The 19,326-nt window shown below is 50.8% G+C and carries 14 protein-coding genes; 11 read left to right on the top strand and 3 right to left on the bottom strand.

Annotated features, from left to right (window positions below):
- Positions 1–327 precede the first annotated feature (327 nt).
- Complete coding sequence (locus tag KS4_RS16310) at positions 328–2,568, top strand: DMP19 family protein (RefSeq protein ID WP_145080679.1); 2,241 nt, start codon at positions 328–330, stop codon at positions 2,566–2,568.
- 431 nt (positions 2,569–2,999) lie between these two features.
- Positions 3,000–6,248: an autotransporter family protein gene (locus KS4_RS16305; RefSeq protein WP_145080676.1), complete on the top strand. Its 3,249-nt coding sequence runs from the start codon at positions 3,000–3,002 to the stop codon at positions 6,246–6,248.
- Positions 6,249–6,397: 149 nt separating this feature from the next.
- Here KS4_RS16305 and KS4_RS16300 read toward each other — a convergent pair whose 3' ends face one another.
- The 3 genes from KS4_RS16300 to KS4_RS16290 all read right to left on the bottom strand — a co-directional run bounded on the left by KS4_RS16300 (position 6,398) and on the right by KS4_RS16290 (position 9,029).
- Positions 6,398–7,114, bottom strand: coding sequence for a PEP-CTERM sorting domain-containing protein (locus tag KS4_RS16300; protein WP_145080673.1), 717 nt, complete (start codon positions 7,112–7,114; stop codon positions 6,398–6,400).
- 382 nt (positions 7,115–7,496) lie between these two features.
- Positions 7,497–8,201 (bottom strand): PEP-CTERM sorting domain-containing protein, encoded by a 705-nt coding sequence (locus KS4_RS16295; RefSeq protein WP_145080670.1) that lies wholly within the window; start codon positions 8,199–8,201, stop codon positions 7,497–7,499.
- 66 nt (positions 8,202–8,267) lie between these two features.
- A complete protein-coding gene (locus KS4_RS16290; RefSeq protein ID WP_145080667.1) occupies positions 8,268–9,029 on the bottom strand; it encodes a PEP-CTERM sorting domain-containing protein in 762 nt (253 codons plus the stop codon).
- 756 nt (positions 9,030–9,785) lie between these two features.
- Here KS4_RS16290 and KS4_RS16285 point away from each other — a divergent pair.
- The 9 genes from KS4_RS16285 to KS4_RS16245 all read left to right on the top strand — a co-directional run bounded on the left by KS4_RS16285 (position 9,786) and on the right by KS4_RS16245 (position 19,209).
- Positions 9,786–10,208: a cobalamin B12-binding domain-containing protein gene (locus KS4_RS16285; protein ID WP_145080664.1), complete on the top strand. Its 423-nt coding sequence runs from the start codon at positions 9,786–9,788 to the stop codon at positions 10,206–10,208.
- Positions 10,209–10,241: 33 nt separating this feature from the next.
- Complete coding sequence (locus KS4_RS16280; RefSeq protein WP_200761369.1) at positions 10,242–11,255, top strand: ArgK/MeaB family GTPase; 1,014 nt, start codon at positions 10,242–10,244, stop codon at positions 11,253–11,255.
- 180 nt (positions 11,256–11,435) lie between these two features.
- Positions 11,436–13,118 carry an acyl-CoA mutase large subunit family protein gene (locus KS4_RS16275; protein ID WP_145080661.1) on the top strand — a complete coding sequence of 561 codons (1,683 nt, stop codon included), beginning with the start codon at positions 11,436–11,438 and terminating at the stop codon, positions 13,116–13,118.
- Positions 13,119–13,225: 107 nt separating this feature from the next.
- Complete coding sequence (gene mce / locus KS4_RS16270) at positions 13,226–13,636, top strand: methylmalonyl-CoA epimerase (protein WP_145080658.1); 411 nt, start codon at positions 13,226–13,228, stop codon at positions 13,634–13,636.
- Between the two features lie 143 nt (positions 13,637–13,779).
- Positions 13,780–15,351 carry an acyl-CoA carboxylase subunit beta gene (locus KS4_RS16265; protein WP_234698825.1) on the top strand — a complete coding sequence of 524 codons (1,572 nt, stop codon included), beginning with the start codon at positions 13,780–13,782 and terminating at the stop codon, positions 15,349–15,351.
- A gap of 144 nt (positions 15,352–15,495) precedes the next feature.
- Entirely contained in the window at positions 15,496–15,879 is a 384-nt protein-coding gene (locus tag KS4_RS16260; protein ID WP_145080655.1) for an OadG family protein, read from the top strand.
- Positions 15,880–15,994: 115 nt separating this feature from the next.
- A complete protein-coding gene (locus KS4_RS16255; protein WP_145080651.1) occupies positions 15,995–16,390 on the top strand; it encodes a biotin/lipoyl-containing protein in 396 nt (131 codons plus the stop codon).
- Between the two features lie 168 nt (positions 16,391–16,558).
- Positions 16,559–18,217, top strand: a complete 1,659-nt coding sequence (locus tag KS4_RS16250) for a sodium ion-translocating decarboxylase subunit beta (RefSeq protein WP_145080648.1) — start codon at positions 16,559–16,561, stop codon at positions 18,215–18,217.
- 215 nt (positions 18,218–18,432) lie between these two features.
- A complete protein-coding gene (locus KS4_RS16245) occupies positions 18,433–19,209 on the top strand; it encodes a biotin--[acetyl-CoA-carboxylase] ligase (RefSeq protein ID WP_145080645.1) in 777 nt (258 codons plus the stop codon).
- Positions 19,210–19,326: the final 117 nt, after the last annotated feature.

Genomic DNA, 19,326 nt, shown 5'->3' with positions numbered 1-19,326 from the left:
GCTGCAGCGAGAGTGAGTGAGATGCAATTTCAATCGTTTGCGGTTGATAGCGATAGATGGTTGGAGAATAGGAGTGGAGTAGGAGTAGGAGAAGGGTGAGAAGGGTGGGGGGGGGAGTGGGGGGAGGGAAAGTTGGTGGTATTGTTTCAAACACCCCGCCACCAGTGGTGGCGGGCTTGGGAAGAGGGAAAGGATGAAGGGGGTTGAGGGGTGAGTGGGGGGGAAGGGGGAATTAGCGGGAGATCGGAGAGGCGTTGATGATCCGCTTGTTTAGGTACAATGATGGGGATATTGGATGAAAACAAATCATTTCATGGGAGCATTGTGATGATGGGTGTTCTGCAAAAAAAATCGGGTATGAGACGTACTGCGAGGTTTGTTTTCGGTGGAGCGGCAATAAGCTTTGTTTTGTGTGGTGGGCAGGTGCGAGCGGATGAGGTCGAGAGCGGGGATGTTGAGGGGAAAGCGGCGCGGTATGCGCTGAATGAAAAGCTGGAGTCGCTGGGGTATCCGGTGGTGCGATGGGAATTGGATTTGAAGAATCCGTTTTTGAAGCCGTGGAAAATTGATGATGAAAAGAAAACGGGGGGGATGAGAGATGTTTATGCGGGGATGCGTTTGGATGGGTGGCAGGCGATGTATGAGTCGGTGTTGCTTCGGCCGAAACGGCTGGAGTATTTTGAGGCGCCAAAGGTTGTGATTGGGGCGCCGGAGTTTGTGATAGGCGAGAAGTATCCAGAGGAAATGTTTGAGCGGATCGCGGCGGCGGTGAAGTTTAATGAACCGATGTTTGCGGATCTGGGGGTGCTGATGGGGTTGGAAGATGAGGCGGTTTATCAGCTTGGGCATCGGACGATGAGCGAGTTTGATGAGGCAGGCAATCCAATGATTGGGGGGCTGGCCCGAACTTTGTATGCGGTCAGTGCGCGGACGCTGATGCATACGATGGCGGGGGAGAAGTCGGCGGCGGCGGAGAGTCTTGTTGAGCATTTTCGACTGATTAATAGTTTTCGGTCTGCCAATGGATTGATTGCTTCTCTGGTCATGGTGTCAAGAGGTGCGGGTGCGCTGAATGATCTTCGGTATGCAATGTCGGTGCTCTCGTTTGATGAGCAGGAATTGGAGGCGATTGAACGAGCGGTGATGGGGTTGCCGACGGGGGAAACTTTGGCGTGGCATTTGAAGACGGAGTTGGCGCTGGACAATGAGCGGTTTCAGTTGTATCCGCTGAGCCGGTTGGACAGGCAGTACGAATTGATGAGCAAGGCGTATCGTTGGGCATGTATAAATGGGATTGACCAGATTGAAGATGCGTTCGAAACGCGTCGTTATTGGGGAGATGATTTGAGGGGGTCAGCGGGGAATGGGAAAGCGGGTTTTACGTTTAATGGGTTTTTGGATGGATATGAGAAGGCGTTTGGGCCATATTATTTGGTTGAGAGTGTGATTGATTTTGATCGTGCGGAAAACCTTCAGCCTAGGGAGGATGATGTAAGGCTGGCGGGTTTTTATGGGGATGCTGTTGAGGTGATCCGGTTGATCGAAAAGGGGGTGGAAGATAGGGGCGTTTACCGGGAAGCGTTTGAGGCGGCGCGGGCAATTAACAAAAATCAGGTGATGAAGGATGAGCATCCGTTTCGTTGGCTAGAGAGAATCATGCAGTCGATGTTGCAGGGTTGGTCGGATCAGGTGGTGGCGATTACTGCGATCAGGGCGGAGCGATTTTATTTGAAGTATGGGCGGTATCCTAAGGATGTATTAGAGTTGGGAGAGTTTGGGGGAGCGGGGGGGATGCCGGTGTGTCCGTTTACGGGTGCGGCGGTGAAGATGCGGGAGTTGCCGGTGGGCTTGCTTGTGTATACGGATGGGAAGGATGGGCAGACGCAGTATGGGCTGTCGAGTTATGGGTATAGCCCGTTGGAGAATTTGGAGCCTTATGGGTTTGAGGATCCGATGCATGAAGCGATTGAGCGGATGTATGAAGCGTCTGAGGAAAGTGAATTTGGGATGAAGTCGTGGTTGTCTACGTGTGATGATCATGGGTTTTTGTTGGTGAAGCCGGAGCTTCGGGGGAAGCTGGAGCGTGAGGAGGCACGAAAGCTTCGGACGGAGGATGTTGATGAGAAGGTGATGGATGTGTTGCAGTCGGTTTTGGATTCGGATTGGATTTGGTATGTCGAGGATGAACCTCAGGGCGAAGCGGAGCAGACGGTTGAGTGTGTGTATCAGTTTTTGGGGTATTTGCGTGTGATTGATTTTGTTGGGTATTTTGATGATACGTCGGAGGGGAGCCGAGAGATGGGGGCGGCGGCGCTTGAGCGGATCGGGGCAGTGGAGCATGCGAAGGTATTGCGGGAAGCGATGGCGAAGTTTGAGGCGGAGCCAAAATTGGGTTTTGGGACAGGGATTCTCAGTCAATTGCGTGATGAGGACATAAAGATGTTGGCTGAGTTTCATGAGAAGGTAGATGGGCTGGAGGAGTCGGTGGCGTTGAAGTTGTATGCGTATTTGAGAGCGAATGAGGGAGAGATGCGGCTGCCGAAGGAGATCGGGGAGGGGTTAGAGTGATCCAGGCGGTTATTTGAGCTGGAGGAATCGGATTGTTTTGTGGCAGCTGGTGTTGAGCGTATGTGGTGGATATTAATACCAGTAAGCGGAACGGTGTTCATTGGGGCGATAATAAATGGATTGAGGGGAAGGGTAGCCTGAACGGGTGTATAAAAAGATTTTTTTATCGGATGCCGAAAAAAGTACGTGTGAATACGTACAACAGTCGATATATACGCTTAAGTATGTGAGCCTATACCTAGATATTGGGATGTAATCGTCAAAAACACGGTTTTGAGAATAAGGGGTGCGGGCTGGATGAGGGAATTGTGTGACGATTTGTCGCTTTCGGGTTGTGAATGGACGTGAAGTGTTCGTTCTTTCGTGGTTTCGGGGATTCACATCAAATGTTGACTAATTTATTTATTCGGTCTTTATAGGAGACGCCGAACATGCTATCTCACAAGCACTATTCTACAGCGGCATTGCTTGCTGCATATACAGCTATGGTTGCTGTTCCGGGTGCGCAGGCAGCGGATTTGACGGTTGATAGTTCAACGAATGCGACAGTGAATGTTGCAACAGCTGACACGATCACAGTGGGTGGATCAGGGGACGTGACGATTACGGATGCGGTTTTGACGCCGTTGATTCAGGTGGGCGATCCGACTGGGCCGACTGCTGCGACAGGTATTACGATTGATCAGAATGACAGTTTGACGTTCAACAACACGGCGACGAGCGGTGATGTTGTGCTTTATGATTCGAGTGTTGCTGGTAATACGGGTTTCACGCTAGATCTGGCTGCTGGTAAGACAGTGACATATACCGCGAACGGCACGACCGGCGAAGCGAAGGTTGTGGCTGCAGGTGATGCGGGTGTTGTTTTGGCACTTGGCGATGGCTCCTCGATTTTTGTTAGCGCAACAACAGGTAAGGCTTACGCTGTTGTGAGTGGTCAGAATATTGACAGCTCTGCAACAGGTATCAGCGGTACGATTTCCGCGACTGGCGCGGCTGAAGCGGTTGCGTTGAAGGCAGTTGGAACGATTTCAACGGGTAACATTGGCGGCAGCGTGCTTGCTGTTGCAGAAGATGCTGCGGTTGCGATCCAGGCTGACGATGCGATCACGGTGGGTGATGTTGCTGCGGATGCAGTGGTTAAAGGTACGGCAACTGGCGCGGCTGGTGTTGGAGCCGGTATTGCTGGCGAAGGCGCGAGCAAGAAGGTCACCGTTGGCGCAGTGGCTGGCACGATTGCTGGTGAAGGCGTGACGATTGCGGCTGGCATTAGCAGCGAAGGCGAAGTTGAAGTCGGTGAAGTGAGCGGCACGATCAGTGCGGTGACGACTGCGGATGCTGACCTTGCGAATGATGGCGCTGAAGCGATTTATGGCGCTGAGGCAATTGTCGTTGGCAACCTGACAGGCGAAGGCAAGATTACAGCGGAAGCTGTGAAAGTTGCGAAGGCTGTTGCGGGCGATGCTGCGATCACAGTTGGCGATATTGCGGAAACTGCAAAGATCACGGCTGTATCAACGGACGCGACCGGCAAAGCTGCAGCGATTGTGACTGAAGGTAATGCTTTGGTGACAGTTGGTGCTGTTGCTGGTGAGATTTCTGCGACGGCTGCTGGCGAAGCGGCGGGTATCAGCAGTGAAGGCGGCGTGACGGTTGGTGATGTTGCTGGCACGATCTCTGCGAAGGGTGCCAAGGCAGAAGGTATTTACGCAGCGGGTGCTGTGACGACCGGTGATATTACCGGTGCGGTGAAGGCTGAAGGCGAAAGCTATGCGGTCGGCATCATGTCAGAAGGCGCGTTGGACGTAACGATCAGCGGTGAGGTATCGGCAACGGTATCCGAGGCTGACGGCGGCGTTGCAGCGATCTCGACGGTTGAGTACAAAGATCTTGGCGGCGGAACCATGGGTTGGGATACCGCGAACTCAGGCGCGAACGATGATGTTGTTGTTTTGAACGCTGGTGCAGTGGTCAAGGGCGACATCCGTTTGGGCCTTGGTGATGATACGGTGACCTTAAAGGGTTATGGTTCATACAGCGATGAGATGCTTGACGTTGAGAACTTAGCGGTTGACGGTGAAGCAGTCGTGATTGCAGATTATGCAACGATGACGGCTGAAGAAAAACAGGCAGCGGTTTTGGCTGCGGCTGTTGACGGTAACACTTGGAAGCTGGCTAAGGGCGTGAACCTGACGAAGCTGGATGTGAATTCTGGTTTTGTGAAGGTTGACGGCACGGTTGCAGCGACTGGCGCTGTTGAGATCGACGCGAATGCGGGTGTTGTGTTTGAACTGAAGGACGGCGTGAAGATCACGGCTGACTCAGTGACATTGGCACAGGACGCGTTTGTTGTTGCGAAGCAGGGCGAAGTGCTGACCGGCGACAAGACTTATGAGGTTGTTGTTTCAACTCAGGATATTGTCGACAACGGTGCGGTGTTTGCGATTGAAGATACGGCATTGGTTGACTATGAAGTCGTGGCTGCGGATACAGATCCTGCGAAGAAGATCGCGATCAAGGGTACATACCAAGGTGGTAGTGCTGAAGTGGTCGGCGGCGGCAACAATGTGGCGGCATTCAAGAGCTTTGAAAATGCTGTGGGTGACGCGGGTGTTGCACAGGAAATTACAGACGCGATGATCATGCTGCAGGGTATGAACTCGAAAGACCTGAAGGCTGCCGTGAAGAAGCTTAGTCCTGAGGGTTCATTGGTTGTGGCTGAGGCTTCCTCGGCAGCGGCTGCTGGCTTCTCGAATCAGATGTCATCACGTTCGGCTGCAGTTGGCGGTACGAGCATGGCTGCTGCTGGTAGCGAGAATGCGTATCCTCTGATGTTTGCGGGCCCATCACTGCGTGATGAAAACGGTTATGAAGCATGGACAACCGCGTTTGGTTCAAAAACCGAGCAGGATGACAATGACGGCATGGCTGGCTTTGACGCTGATGTTTATGGTTCTGTGATCGGTATTGACCGTATGAACGAGAACGTGTTGGCGGGTGTTGCACTTGGTTTTGCAACAGCTGATGTTGATACGAACGGCGGTCTTGGCTCGAGCGAGCTTGATGCGTTGTCATTGGGTGCTTACTTCGCTTACGCTCCATCGGAGTGGAAGATCGAAGGCGGCATGGTTTACTCATACGGCGAGGCTGACCTTGAGCGAACGACGCTTGGCGGTACGGCTAAGGCTGACAGTGTGGAATCATACTCACTGACATCATATGCTGGTGCGAGCTACGATTTTGTTGCTCAAGATGGCAAGTTGACATTGTCACCAAGTGCGAAGCTTTCTTACACCTACTTCAACCAAGATGGTTATAAAGAAAAGGGTGCTGGCGGCTTTGGCTTGAATGTTGATTCGTTTGGTAAGGACGTTGTGACAGGTATTGTGGGCATGAGCAGTGCTTACAAGGTTGACGATCAGCTGACACTCAACGGTCTTGTTGCTTTGAAGTATGACTTTGTCAATGAAGCGGCTGAGGTTGATGCAGTATTGCTGGCACCGGGCGCGACTTCCTTCAGCTCAAAGGGTATTGAAACCGACAAAACAGCGATCGAGCTGGGCGGCGGTTTTGACTGGAAGCTGAATGATAAGATGAAGGCTTCTTGTGACTACACCTATGAGCACCGTGACAGTGCTGATACTCAGAGTTTGACTGTTGGTTTTAACCTTCTGTTCTAATCTGAGAATAGATCATTAAAGATGAAACGTCTTTCTGAAGACCGCGATCAGGGCAGTAAAATGTCCTGATCGTTTTAATATATGGCAATCAAAAAACCAGCCGATGAGGGGCTGGTTTTTTTTTGATTAGTTTTGAGAGGGGAGGGGGGTTATTTACGTCGACGGAGGAGGGTGAGTGTGGTGATGGCTAATAGTGAGATAGATGCGGGTTCGGGGATGGGGTTGATTGAGACGAATTGGCCGAGGTCTTGGGGGGCATCATTGATTGTGCCCAAGATTTCGAGGGTAGGGGAGCCGGGTAAAGTGGGGAGGACGCCGTCGTATGAGGCGGGGAAAGTGATGTTGAAGGTGATTGAGGAGAATGAGTAGCTGGAGCCGGCGGCGAAATCCATGTTGGCGACCATTGCGAAAGAGGCATTGGTGTCGTTGGTGCCGCGGATACTTGAGCTGAAGGTGAGTTGCTGAGGCGGTGATCCGCTTTCGTCGGCAACTGTGATGGTGGTTGTTGGTGAGAAGGATTCGATGCCGCCAAAGGTACCACCATCTCTGAATGCGAATGTTAGGCTGCCAGCGTGCTCGAAGTGGGCGTAGAAGCCTCCGGTTGAGGAATTGATGGTATATGAGAGCGTGGTTTGGCCTGCGGATGAGAAGTCGTGAGCGAAACGAGAGATGTTGTTGGTGTCAGTGGTGATGGTTGTTCTGGAAGCTGAGGGGATGCCGAACTCGGGTATGGCTGGGGTGAAGATGTGCGATTCCTGGTCGAGTGTGGTGTCCAGATCGATGTTGGCGGTGAGGGGTAATGAAATGAGAGCGCATGAAGCGAGTATTGATGCATGTAAAAATGTGCGAAGATATCTGCTAGCCATCTTTATCCTCCTATTTAGAATAGATGTGCAAAGCGAAACGCTTTTTTGGTTTTAAATATGTTGGAATGAATCGTGTTTTGTAGAGGTATGAAAAGATTCAGAAAATGATACAGACAGTACGAGCGAATATAGCTCAATATATTACGAGGGCAATAGATTCTTGAAGGGCTTGGCTAAAGAGAGATGATGGGGGGCGTTGCGAATGGTATAAAAAAAGCACAGCTCTGGAGTTAGAGCTGTGCTAGGGTTTATGCTAAATTTGGTAGTTTGACGTGTAGTTGAATTTGTTTAGAGTCAAATATTGATCGTCGTTGATCGAGTAAAAAACCGAAATAAAACGGGCTTACTTGGTGTGTTGCTGATTGCTTAATAAAGATTGGCCTTATTTGCTGCGGCGGGTGGTGAGGGCGAGTGAAGCGATGGCTAATAGTGAGATAGATGCGGGTTCGGGGATTGGTGTGAGAGAGAGGAACTGGCCGTGTTCTGTTGTGGTGTCGTTAATGTAGCCGTGGAATAACGGGTCGCTGCCAGTGATGATGCTGGAGAAGTTTTTGTTGTAGGCAGCGGGGACGGTTGTTGTGAAGGTGATGGATTCGAACGAGAAGGGTTGGTTTTCGGGTATTTCAATTTCGAATCCGAAGCGGTTGCCGTCACCGCTGTTGCCTGTGAAGACAACGTTGGTGGTGGGGTCCTTAATGGTGGGTGTGAAGGCGGCTTGGAGATCGTTGAAAGTGATAAGGGGGTTGTTGTCGGTGAATGCGCCGTCTAGATGGCTGATGTCGTTGCCGGTCCAGAAGCTAAGGACTAATTTTCCGGCTTTGGGGAAGTTGGCGTAGAACCGGCCGGTGGATGATTTGAGGTTGAGTGAGAGGGTCGTATCTCCAAGTGTGCTGAAGTCGGGGTTGATGGGGACGGGTGCAGATGTGTGGAGGTTGGCGTTGGTGCCTTGGTATACGTGGGTGTCAAAGAAGAAGGACTCACTATCAAAAGTGACTTCGTAGTTGAGGTTAGTGATGGATGCGTGTGTGGTGGCGGTGATGGCGGTAGTAAGCAGAAGGAAGGCGATTGTTTTGAATGGCTTGAGCATGGTGAAGTCTTTCTAATGGTTGGGCATTATGAGGAAGTTTGTTAAGCGATTAGATGATGCGTGTGTTTATCGTTTACGGCGAATGAGGGCGAATGCGCCGAGGGCTAAGAAGGAGATAGATGCTGGTTCGGGCGTGTGGATGATGTCGCCGAGACGAACGAAGGGGCCGAAGTGTTGTGGTACGTTGACGAAGTTCATGAAGCCGCGAACGGAGAAGTCGCTGCTGTGGAAGTATGGGTTTTGGAATATTGCTTGAGAACTTGCGGGGATGTTGAGGTTGAAGGTGAAGGATGTGAAGGTGAAGGATGTGTTGGCGGCGAGTGTGGTTTTTGCACTGAGATTGATATTTTGTCCGCCGGGGATGGTGAAGACAGAATCAGATTGATTGTTTTTAGGATTTAGGACGACGCCTGTCCTGAAGATGGGGTGAGCGTTGCCTTGGAGATTGTTCAGTGTGAAACTTGTGACGGAGTATTTTTCATCGACAGCGACAAAGTCGTGGGGGAAGTGTGCGTTGTGATCGATGTTGAAATCAAGATCGCCTGCCGCGGTGAAATCGACGACGAATTGCTTGCCCGTGGGTGCTGATATGGTGAATTGGAGATCGGTGTCGGAATTAATGGATGAGAAGTCTGTGGTGAGTGGCGTGTGCATGTAGTTGCCTTGGACTTGAGCGGTGACGCCGAAGAGGCTTTGGGAGAATTGTTCGTTGGTGGCGATGCCTTGGACGAGGATGGGGTTGGCGTGGGTTGTGGTGGTGAGGAGGGTGAGCAAAAGAAGGATGGATAGGGTCATCGGTCGGATGACAGATAGGCACAGGCGATTCATGTAGTTGTCTTTCAATCTAATAGATATAAGCAAAATAAGCCCAAGCGTTGGTAGGAGGCTTGGGTTGGATTAAATCGCATGATCGAGATGATTGGTGCAAGTCGGCTCTCTCCGCCTCGAAATCCCTATATCCCCTCGAATTGCGACAGCGTTAAATGGGAGTATATTGCTATCATTTAAAGGAGCAAATGTCTTTTGTAGGTTTGTAATAATTTGCGACAGAATTACATGGGAAGATGATGGGCTGAGGGTCGTGTCATGAAATGATGAAATAGGTTATAGGAATTAGGGGATCGGTGGATGGTTGGTGGAGAAAATTGAAAATTGTAAAAGTTTTTGGTTAGTGTCTGCTGTTGAGTAGGGGCGAAAAATTGATATTCTTAAGTGTAAATAAGACTGTGGAATCGTGTATTCTGCTATTTGGAACGCGATTTCGAGTGTTATTTCACTGGTGTAAATAGGTGGGCCGATAAAGGGGGGCGTAAAGGGGTCGTGAGGGGAAAATTTGCTTTAAGTCTCAGTTGAGTGGAGGTTTACGTCGATAGGACATATCCTTAGCTGGGAACGGGTTCATAAAAAGATAAAAGGTACTGGTTAACTTGATAAAGGGTAGGAAAGATTCTATTCTTGAGGACTTGTGGGACGCCTGTGCCCGCCTTTTGCCAGACTGTGAGATGAACCCGGAGGTCCTGGGTTGATTTGACGGTACCCGGACCCACCCGGTGAGCATGGTAAAGCTGAAAATTTGAAAAGGGAATGTTTGCTATGAGCGATAGTACCGCGACAGGTGCGAAGGTACGTGTGCTGATTGGTAAGCCAGGTCTTGATGGTCATGACCGTGGCGCCAAGTATGTTGCGCACATTCTTCGTGATGCTGGATTCGAAGTGATTTATACGGGTATTCGTCGTACGCCTGAGCAGATCGTTGATGCAGCGATTCAGGAAGACGTGAAGATGATTGGCCTGAGTTTGCTTTCAGGAGCGCATAACACGTTATTTAAGCGTGTGTTGGATCTTCTGAAGGAGAAGGACGCTGCGGACATTATTGTGTTCGGTGGCGGGACGATTCCGCCGGACGATGTTCCGGGTCTGGAAGCGATGGGTATCAAGGCTGTGTTCGGCCCGGGTACACCTGCGAAAGAGATTGTGGATACGCTGAACGCATGTTTGGCTAAGTAAGAGATTTACAGGCAGAGAGTTCGGTTGTCTGATATGACAAATGATCTGAATCAACTTGTAGAGAAGGCTTTGGAGGACGGTCCTGTCGGGATTCGTGCTGCGGGTCGATTGATGAGCCTCATGGAGGATCAGCCTTGGCGGTTGCCAGAGCTGTTTCATGCGTGGGCGGCGATCCGTCAGGGTCGTGAAGATGAGTTGAGTGAGCAGATCCCGATGCCACGGTTGTTCCTGGGTATAACAGGTGCGCCGGGTAGCGGTAAGTCGACGATGACGGACGCTTTGGTTGGTGAATATCGCGAGAAGTATCCGGACAAGAAGGTGGGTGTGATTGCGGTTGACCCGAGTAGCCCGTTTACAGGCGGGTCGGTATTGGGTGACCGTGTTCGGATGATGCGTCACGCGACAGATTCAAAGGTTTTTATTCGTTCGTTGTCTGCACGTGGGCATCTTGGCGGCCTGACACTTGGTGTTAAGGGCGTTGCTCGGATCATGGGCTTGATTGGTTGCGATGTCGTGATCATTGAGACTGTGGGCGTTGGGCAGAGCGAGGTGGAAGTGACGCAGGTAGCAGACCTGGTGGCGGTTGTGCTGGCACCGGGGCAGGGCGATTCGATCCAGATGCTGAAGGCGGGCTTGATGGAGATTGCGGACTTGTTCGTGATCAACAAGATGGACCGCGAAGGATCGGCGCAGTTACATACGCAGTTATTGAGCAGTCTGAATCTGAGCTTCGATAAGAAGGCGGTGACGGATGTGCAGCTGGTGAGTGCGACGGACAAGGTGAACATTGATGTGCTGGTGGAGCTTTTGGATAAGCGTACGAGCGAGCAGTGTGAGGCTTGGCCGGAGCTTCGCGAGAAGCGGATGCATGCGGATGTGAGTGAGTCGGTGCTGGATCAGGCGCGGATGCGTTTGGCGGGAGTGCTGAGATCGAAACCTGAGATGACGGCAAAGATTATTGATGGCACGGTGACGGTCAAGGATGTGGCCCATGTGCTTTTGAAAGAAGCCTGCTCGCCCTCGGAAGATTGCTCATTGAAGAAATGAGTGATTGGAGTCGGAAGCGGGCTTGGTTTTTATAAGGGATGGGAGCTAACTGGTGATTAGATGTGCTAATCGCTGGATAGGGAAAAGGGGCGAGCGATCGCCCATTAACAATGACATAATCATCGGAAGCTGACCCAATAGTGAGGGAAGGCTAAAGACCCTAACGGGAGATGAAAAAAGATGGCTGACGATAAGTGCTCGAATCTGGAAAAAATTGCAGAAGCAAAGAAGAAATGGGACGAGGGTCCGGTCGCGAAGACATGTGGTCGTTTTCCTGAGCGTAAAGAAGAGTTTGTAACGGTTTCGGATGAGCCGGTGGAACGTCTTTACACACCAGAACCTAGTGTGATGAAGGAATACAACGAGAAGCTCGGCTTCCCGGGACAGTATCCGTTTACACGTGGTGTGCAGCCAACGATGTACCGCGGTCGTTTGTGGACGATGCGTATGTATGCTGGTTTCTCGACTGCTGAGGAATCGAACAAGCGTTACCGTTACCTGCTCGAACAGGGTTCGACTGGGTTGTCGGTTGCGTTCGACTTGCCAACACAGATCGGTTACGACTCTGATGACTCGATGTCAGTTGGCGAAGTGGGTAAGGTCGGCGTTGCGATCGACTCACTGGCAGACATGGAAGTTTTGTTTGACGGCATCCCGCTGGACAAGGTTTCGACTTCGATGACGATCAACTCGAGTGCTGCAATTCTCCTGGCGATGTACATCGCTGTTGGTGAGAAGCAGGGCGTTCCAGCAGACAAGCTGACGGGTACGATTCAGAACGACATTTTGAAAGAATACATCGCACGTGGCACGTACCGGTTCCCACCGAAGCCATCACTGCGATTGATCTCGAATATTTTTGAGTATTGCACGAAGAGCGTTCCACGCTGGAATACGATCTCAATCTCAGGCTACCACATCCGTGAAGCGGGTTCGACTGCTGCACAGGAAGTTGGTTTCACGATTGCAGACGCAATCTGCTATGTTGAAACAGCGATGAAGGCTGGCCTGAAGGTTGACGATTTTGCACCACGTTTGGCGTTCTTCTTTGCGGCTCATACGGACCTTCTTGAAGAAGTTGCGAAGTTCCGTGCAGCACGTCGTCTCTATGCGAAGATCATGAAGGATCGCTTCAAAGCTGAAAATCCTAAATCATGGATGCTTCGTTTCCATACGCAGACTGGTGGCGTGACGTTGACTGCTCAGCAACCTGACAACAACATCGTACGTGTTGCGATTCAGACGCTGGCAGCGGTATTGGGTGGGACTCAGTCATTGCACACGAACTCGAAGGACGAGGCGCTGGCGCTTCCGACGGAAGACAGTGTGCGAGTTGCGCTTCGTACGCAGCAGATTGTGGCTGAGGAGTCAGGTGTAACTAGCACGATTGACCCATTAGGAGGCAGCTTCTATGTTGAACAGCTCACAGATAAGATCGAAGCCGAAGCCCTTGCCTATATCGAGAAAATCGATGAGCTGGGTGGCATGGTGCCCGCCATCGAGCAGGGTTACGTGCAAAAAGAGATCGAGCAATCGGCTTACAATTACGGTCAGTCCATCGAAAGCAACGACCGTATTGTCGTCGGTGTGAACAAGTTCCAGGTGGAAGAAGAGAATACGATTCCACTGTTCAAAGTTGACGAGTCTGTCGGCAAATTGCAATCTGATAAGATTGCGAAGGTCAAGGCGGATCGTAACGAGGAAGTTGTTAAGACGAAGCTTGCTGCGTTGACTGAGGCATCAAAGGGTGATGAGAACCTGATGCCGTTCATTCTGGATGCGGTTCGCGAGTACGCGACGATTGGCGAAATTTGTAACGCTATGGAAGGTGTCTTTGGACAATACACTGAGACCTTTAACTAATCGAAAATTAGAAGCTCATCGGAGGAATCCGGTGAGCTTTATTTAACGCAAAGATAATTTTGCATCGTTAAGATGCAGACTGTTTAAAGAACAGAAAGGCTGGAGCAATGATTAAGGCTAAAGCAATCAATCACCTCGGTGTTGCGGTTAAGTCACTGGACGAAGCACGCGAATACTACGAAAACGTTCTCGGCGGCAAATTTGAAGGTGTCGAAGAAGTTGTAGAGCAGAAGGTTAAGGTTGCGTTCTACCTTGTTGGTGATGTTCGTATCGAGTTGCTTGAGCCAACCAGCGAAGATTCACCGATCAGTAAGTTCTTGGAAAAGCGCGGCGAAGGCATCCATCATGTTGCTTACACTGTTGAGAACATTCAGGATCGTATTGATGAGATCAAAGAAGGCGGCCTTCGTATGATCGATGAGAAGCCACGTAATGGTGCTCACGGTACGAAGATTGCATTCATGCATCCAAAATCTTCACGCGGCATTCTCACGGAACTCTGTGAGCCAGGCCACTAAATAGTTATTGAAATGCTGTAGTCAGTTTGATGCAGTGATTGAATAGACTCGTTTGTCGCTGAAAGGCGGCGGATGAGTTTTTGGGGTGGGATCCAGGAAAGAATTATTAGTCAACCCACTTTTATCAGTGAGGAATGTAAGCCATGCCAGAGAGCAAGACTCGCAGTCAGATGACGATGGCTGATCGTATCGCCGAATTGCGCGAGAAGAAGAAGACGATCCGCGGAATGGGCGGTGAGAAGCGCATTGATAAGCAGCATTCTCAAGGCAAGCTGACCGCTCGTGAGCGTGTTGATGTGCTTTTGGATCCGGATTCCATGCAAGAGCAGAATGCTTTTGCGGCACACCGCTGTGTGAACTTTGGCATGGAAGGCAAGTTTGTTCCTGCTGACGGTGTCATCACGGGTTGTGGTGCTGTAGATGGCCGACTGGTTCACTTTGCGTCACAGGACTTTACGTCTGTTGGTGGTGCTGCGGGTGAGATTCACTCGGAAAAAGTGGTGAACATGATGAAGGCTTCCTTGAAGACAGGTAGCCCGTTTGTGTTTATTAATGACTCAGGTGGTGCTCGTATTCAGGAAGGTATTGACGCGTTGTCGGGTTATGGCCGCACGTTCTACCATAACACGCTGCTTTCAGGTGTTGTTCCTCAGATCTCACTGATTTGTGGTCCTTGTGCGGGTGGTGCTGCTTACGCACCGGCTCTGACGGACTTCATCATTCAGACGCGCCAGGCACAGATGTTTATCACGGGTCCTGCTGTTATCAAGCAGGTGACTGGTGAAGAGGTCACTGCTGAACAGCTTGGTGGCCCTGAAGCTCAGATGACTTATTCGGGTGTTGTTCACTTCGTTGCTGACGATGATAAACACGCGATGGAAATCTGTAAGAAGCTTCTCTCCTTCCTTCCTGCGAACAACATGGAAGATCCGCCAATGGGTCCACGTGTTGAAACGATGGAAGTCGAAGAATCATTGAATAGCATTATCCCGGACAATCCACGTCAGGGTTACGATATGCGTGATGTGATTTCGAAGATCGTTGATGATGGCGATTTCCTTGAATCACAGCAGACATTCGCTCAGAACATGATTACTTGCTTTGCTCGTATCAATGGTCGTTCGGTTGGTATCATTGCGAACCAGCCGATGGTCAAGGCGGGTTGCCTTGATATCGATGCTTCTGACAAGTCATCACGGTTTATCCGTTTCTGTAACGCGTTTAATATTCCACTGGTGACATTGGTTGACGTTCCGGGTTTCATGCCGGGCGTTCAGCAGGAATATGGTGGGATTATCCGTCACGGAGCGAAGATGTTGTTTGCTTATTCAGCGGCAACGGTTCCGAAGATCTCGATCATGCTGCGTAAGGCATATGGCGGTGCATACCTTGCGATGTCATCCAAGCAGTTGGGTGCTGACCGTGTTGCAGCTTGGCCAAGTGCTGAGATTGCAGTGATGGGTGCTGAAGGCGCCGCGGGTATCGTGTTCCGTAAAGAAATTGCTGCGGCGGACGATCAAGCTGCGAAACGTGAAGAATTGATCGAAGCGTATCGTGAGAAATTCTCGACGCCTTACATTGCTGGGCAACGTCAGTTGGTAGACGATATCATTGAGCCATCTGAGACACGTCGCTATGTGGCGATGGCGTTGGATGCGTTGTCATCGAAGCGTGATGTGCGTCCTGAGAAGAAGCATGGCTTGATCCCTCTGTAAAGCGGGCGGTTTGAGTTAAAATCATTGTTTTGTTGAAATGGGCATGCTCAGACGGAGGGTCTGAGTGGGTCTGTGAAGACGAAAGCGGGCATTGTCTGTAGGATGGTGCTTTTGAAGATAGATTTCTAACAGGAAGAGATATATATGCTCACTAACCTGACCACACTTGCACTGACGTCGGAGCAGCTTACGGGTGGTATTGTGCTGATGATCGTGGGTATGGGCGTTGTGTTTTCGGCTTTGATTTTGCTCTTATGGGCGATCAAGTTGATGCATGCGATGCTGAATAAGCCTGCACCAGCACCTGCGGTAGCGGCTGCGAGCGTTCCAGTGGCGTCAGCGAAGGCTGCGAGTGATGAGATTGAGCCTGAAACATTAGTTGTGATTGCTGCTGCGGTTGCTGCGATTGTTCGTAAGCCTCATCGGATTCGTCGTGTGGATTCACTGACGGCACAGCAGGCAGGTAGCAATTGGGCGAGACACGGTCGTCGTGCGATCATGACGAGTCACCGTCCGACACGCCGGTAGGCTGATGGGTGTGAAGGTGTGTTGGTTAATTCGTGAAAAATTACGGCCAGCGATGCTGAGCCTGAGATAACAAATAATTGGTCAATCAAAACCAAAAACGCAAGGTACGATTCCCATGAAATTACGCATTACGGTTCAAGGTAAACAGTACGACGTTGATGTAGACGTTTTAGATGAAAATGGCGGCGCGGCACCGGTCGCGGCGGCAGCTCCGGCTCCAGTCGCAGCGCCCGCACCAGCAGCGGCTCCGGCTCCAGCACCCGCACCAGCGGCAGCTCCGGCCCCAGCGGCAGGCGGCGCAGGTGGTGACGCAACGGCCCCGATTGCTGGCAGCATTCTTGAAATTAAGGTCAAAGTCGGCGACACGGTTGCTGTAAATGATCCACTGCTGACGCTCGAAGCGATGAAGATGGAATCAGTGGTCGCATCTCCGGTTGCGGGTACGGTTTCAGCGATCACTTGTGGAGCAGGTGATGCGGTTCAGGCTGGCCAGGTGCTGGTTAAGTTCTAATCTCAGTCGTATTGGGTTTGCTGTTTGAGGATCGTGGATCTTTGAATTAGAGCGGACTCATTGTTGGGCGGACTGGCTGAGAAGTCATTTGCCCGTAGGCGCTGATGCGGCGAGAGCTGCGAGAGGCGTTATGAGAAAGCCTAACTACCGAATAGAGTGTTTGGCATAATGCAACAATTAATAGATACAATTTCACAGTACCTCGCTGGCTCGGGATTCGGGCAGTGGGAGTATATGTGGCCCAATGTGGTGATGATCGGTATTGGTCTACTCTTCATATACCTTGCGATTAAGAAGGGTTTCGAGCCACTGCTTCTGGTACCGATTGGTTTCGGTGTTTTGATCGGTAATATTCCATACAATTCAAACGAGGTCGCGCTTGGGGTGTATGACGGGCCGGTGAATCCGCACGATCTTCATTACTACGAGATTGAAACAGACAAGCTGACTTTTGAGATTGAAGGCAAGGACGTCGTTGGCGTTGCTGCGGCTTTGGATCGCATTAAAGAGTTGAAGTCTGAGACGCAGAAGGCGGGCTTTGAATCAGAGCTTGAGACGATGTCTGGCGGGGAGAAATTCCTGACGGCGTTGTATGCTTCTGATGTCGCGAATTTCGAGTCGGTGTCAGATATTAAAGCTATCGAAAATCCACAAGAAGGCAAAAACCTTGCGTTTGAAGGCAAGGCTGTGATGGTTAATGGTCACAACCTTTATCCTTGGAGCACAAGTAAGCTTTCAAAAGATTTTGGTGTTGAAGAAGTCGCTGGCGAGAAAGAGATTACAAAGCCAGGCTTCATTAATCTTGGTCAAGGCCGATATGTTTTTGCGAAGCAGATTGACCGTGAAGGTCAGTTCCCACAATACCCACAGGTTTGGTCAGTCGACAAACAGAATATCCATAACGCATCTGTGTTCTGGTGGCTGTTTGCGGGTGTTGGTTTGGCTGGCTTCTATCCACCATTGATCTTCCTTGGTATTGGTGCTTTGACGGACTTTGGCCCGATGCTGAGCAACCCAAAGACATTGTTGCTTGGTGCTGCTGCACAGTTCGGCATCTTTGGCGCATTTCTTGGTGCGATCTTCTTGGGTTTCACAGATGCTCAAGCGGGTGCGATTGGCATCATTGGTGGTGCGGATGGCCCAACGGCGATCTTTACAGCTTCGCAGCTTGCTCCACCACTATTAGGTGCGATTGCATTGGCGGCTTATTCCTACATGGCGATGGTTCCGATCATTCAGCCACCGATTATGAAGTTGCTCACGACGAGGGAAGAACGCTTGCGTCGGATGCCGATGCCTAAGACGGAAGTCTCACGCACAGCGAAAGTCATGTTCCCAATCGTTGGCTTCTTGATGACAGCCATGATTGCTCCTGGCGGTCTTGCACTGCTCGGCATGCTTTTCTTCGGTAACCTTCTTCGTGAGTCTTTGGTTACAGACCGTTTAGCTAAGACTGCACAGACAACCTTCATCGATATCGTCACCATTCTTCTTGGTGTCACTGTTGGTGCAAAAACTTCTGCTGCAAACTTCCTGACAATGCAGACGATTTACATCTTCGTGCTTGGTATTACAGCTTTTGCTGTGGCTACGATGTCGGGTCTACTTTTTGCTAAGGTGATGAATCTTTTCCTGAAAGAAAAGATCAATCCGCTGATTGGTGCGGCTGGTGTTTCGGCTGTTCCAATGGCTGCTCGTGTTGTGCACAAGGTTGGTACGGATGAGGATCCGCAAAACTTCCTTTTGATGCACGCGATGGGGCCGAATGTTGCGGGGGTGATTGGATCGGCTGTTGCGGCGGGTGTGCTGCTTAGCAGTCTCGGATAATAAAAATTGCACCTCTTTGCTGAAAAGTGAAGAGGTGTTTTAATGCGTTCTGTGACAATTTGTATGCGTTGCTCCAATGGTCGTTGCGTGAATGCGAAGTGAATCAAGTTGGTTTACTGCTCATGGATTTGATTTATGTCTGTAGCAGTAACGCACGAAATGCATAACGGGATGGGTGTGAACGTATTGAAACGAATGGGTAAAGGGAAGCGTTGATGCTTGTCTATCATTACGACGAGACTGATTCGACAAATACGCGTGCTGCGGAATTGGCGCGTGAGCATGTTGGTGAAGTGATCGTGGTGAGTGCGGGGAAGCAAACGATGGGGCGGGGGAGAATGGGGAGAAAGTGGGAATCGCCTGCGGGTGGTGCTTGGTTTAGTGTGGTGTGGCCGAGCAATCGAGGGCCGGAAGAGATGGGGGCGGCACCGTTAGCTGTGGGGATGGCGGTGCGTGAAGTGATTGCGGGGATGGGGGAAGCAGGGTTGAGGGATCGATTGCGGATTAAGTGGCCGAACGATGTATTGGTGGGTGAGCGAAAATTGGTCGGGATACTGTGTGAGCAGGTGTTGGTTGCAGGGCAGGGTGTTGAGGAGGGGATTGGAGGGAGCATGATATTGGGGGTCGGGATTAATGCGAACGTGGATGTGTCGGGGTTGGGAGAAGATTTGAGGACACGGCCAACGTCGCTGAAAGACGAGTTGGGATGCGAGGTGAATATCACGAAATTAATCGGGGATTGTGGGGTGGCAATTACGGGGGCTATGCGGGAGTTAGAAGTGTGTGGTGGTTTGAATGAGGAGGCGAGGGCGCGGATTGAGGGGAGCTTGGCGTGGGTGGGTGAGGAGGTGAGGTATGAGATGGGTGGAAAAGAACAGATGGGGGTCTTGGTTGGGGTTGATGATGGTGGTGGATTGCTTGTGGAGGTTGGGGGGAAGAGTCGCATCAGGCTGGAATCTGGTGAGATAACGAAAATGCGGGGAAGTGGATGAATCACGTGTTAGAAGTGCGTGAATAGAAAGGTTTTTGCCGGTAACACCAAACAAAACACGGGCATCACCTAATATAGAGTTGAATTGTTCCGATAGGAACTATGTATAAATCGATTG

This window comes from Poriferisphaera corsica (assembly GCF_007747445.1).
Classification (GTDB): domain Bacteria; phylum Planctomycetota; class Phycisphaerae; order Phycisphaerales; family Phycisphaeraceae; genus Poriferisphaera; species Poriferisphaera corsica.
Note: the sequence above shows the minus strand (reverse complement) of the source record. Positions and strands in the feature narration are given on the sequence as shown.

Excerpts from the sequence above, each read along its gene's own strand:
- mce (WP_145080658.1), top strand. The coding sequence starts at position 13,226 with ATGATTAAGGCTAAAGCAATCAATCACCTCGGTGTTGCGGTTAAGTCA.
- KS4_RS16245 (WP_145080645.1), top strand. The coding sequence starts at position 18,433 with ATGCTTGTCTATCATTACGACGAGACTGATTCGACAAATACGCGTGCT.
- KS4_RS16275 (WP_145080661.1), top strand. The coding sequence starts at position 11,436 with ATGGCTGACGATAAGTGCTCGAATCTGGAAAAAATTGCAGAAGCAAAG.
- KS4_RS16295 (WP_145080670.1), bottom strand. The coding sequence starts at position 8,201 with ATGCTCAAGCCATTCAAAACAATCGCCTTCCTTCTGCTTACTACCGCC.
- KS4_RS16250 (WP_145080648.1), top strand. The coding sequence starts at position 16,559 with ATGCAACAATTAATAGATACAATTTCACAGTACCTCGCTGGCTCGGGA.
- KS4_RS16285 (WP_145080664.1), top strand. The coding sequence starts at position 9,786 with ATGTTTGCTATGAGCGATAGTACCGCGACAGGTGCGAAGGTACGTGTG.
- KS4_RS16260 (WP_145080655.1), top strand. The coding sequence starts at position 15,496 with ATGCTCACTAACCTGACCACACTTGCACTGACGTCGGAGCAGCTTACG.
- KS4_RS16310 (WP_145080679.1), top strand. The coding sequence starts at position 328 with ATGATGGGTGTTCTGCAAAAAAAATCGGGTATGAGACGTACTGCGAGG.
- KS4_RS16265 (WP_234698825.1), top strand. The coding sequence starts at position 13,780 with ATGCCAGAGAGCAAGACTCGCAGTCAGATGACGATGGCTGATCGTATC.
- KS4_RS16255 (WP_145080651.1), top strand. The coding sequence starts at position 15,995 with ATGAAATTACGCATTACGGTTCAAGGTAAACAGTACGACGTTGATGTA.
- KS4_RS16280 (WP_200761369.1), top strand. The coding sequence starts at position 10,242 with ATGACAAATGATCTGAATCAACTTGTAGAGAAGGCTTTGGAGGACGGT.
- KS4_RS16300 (WP_145080673.1), bottom strand. The coding sequence starts at position 7,114 with ATGGCTAGCAGATATCTTCGCACATTTTTACATGCATCAATACTCGCT.
- KS4_RS16305 (WP_145080676.1), top strand. The coding sequence starts at position 3,000 with ATGCTATCTCACAAGCACTATTCTACAGCGGCATTGCTTGCTGCATAT.
- KS4_RS16290 (WP_145080667.1), bottom strand. The coding sequence starts at position 9,029 with ATGAATCGCCTGTGCCTATCTGTCATCCGACCGATGACCCTATCCATC.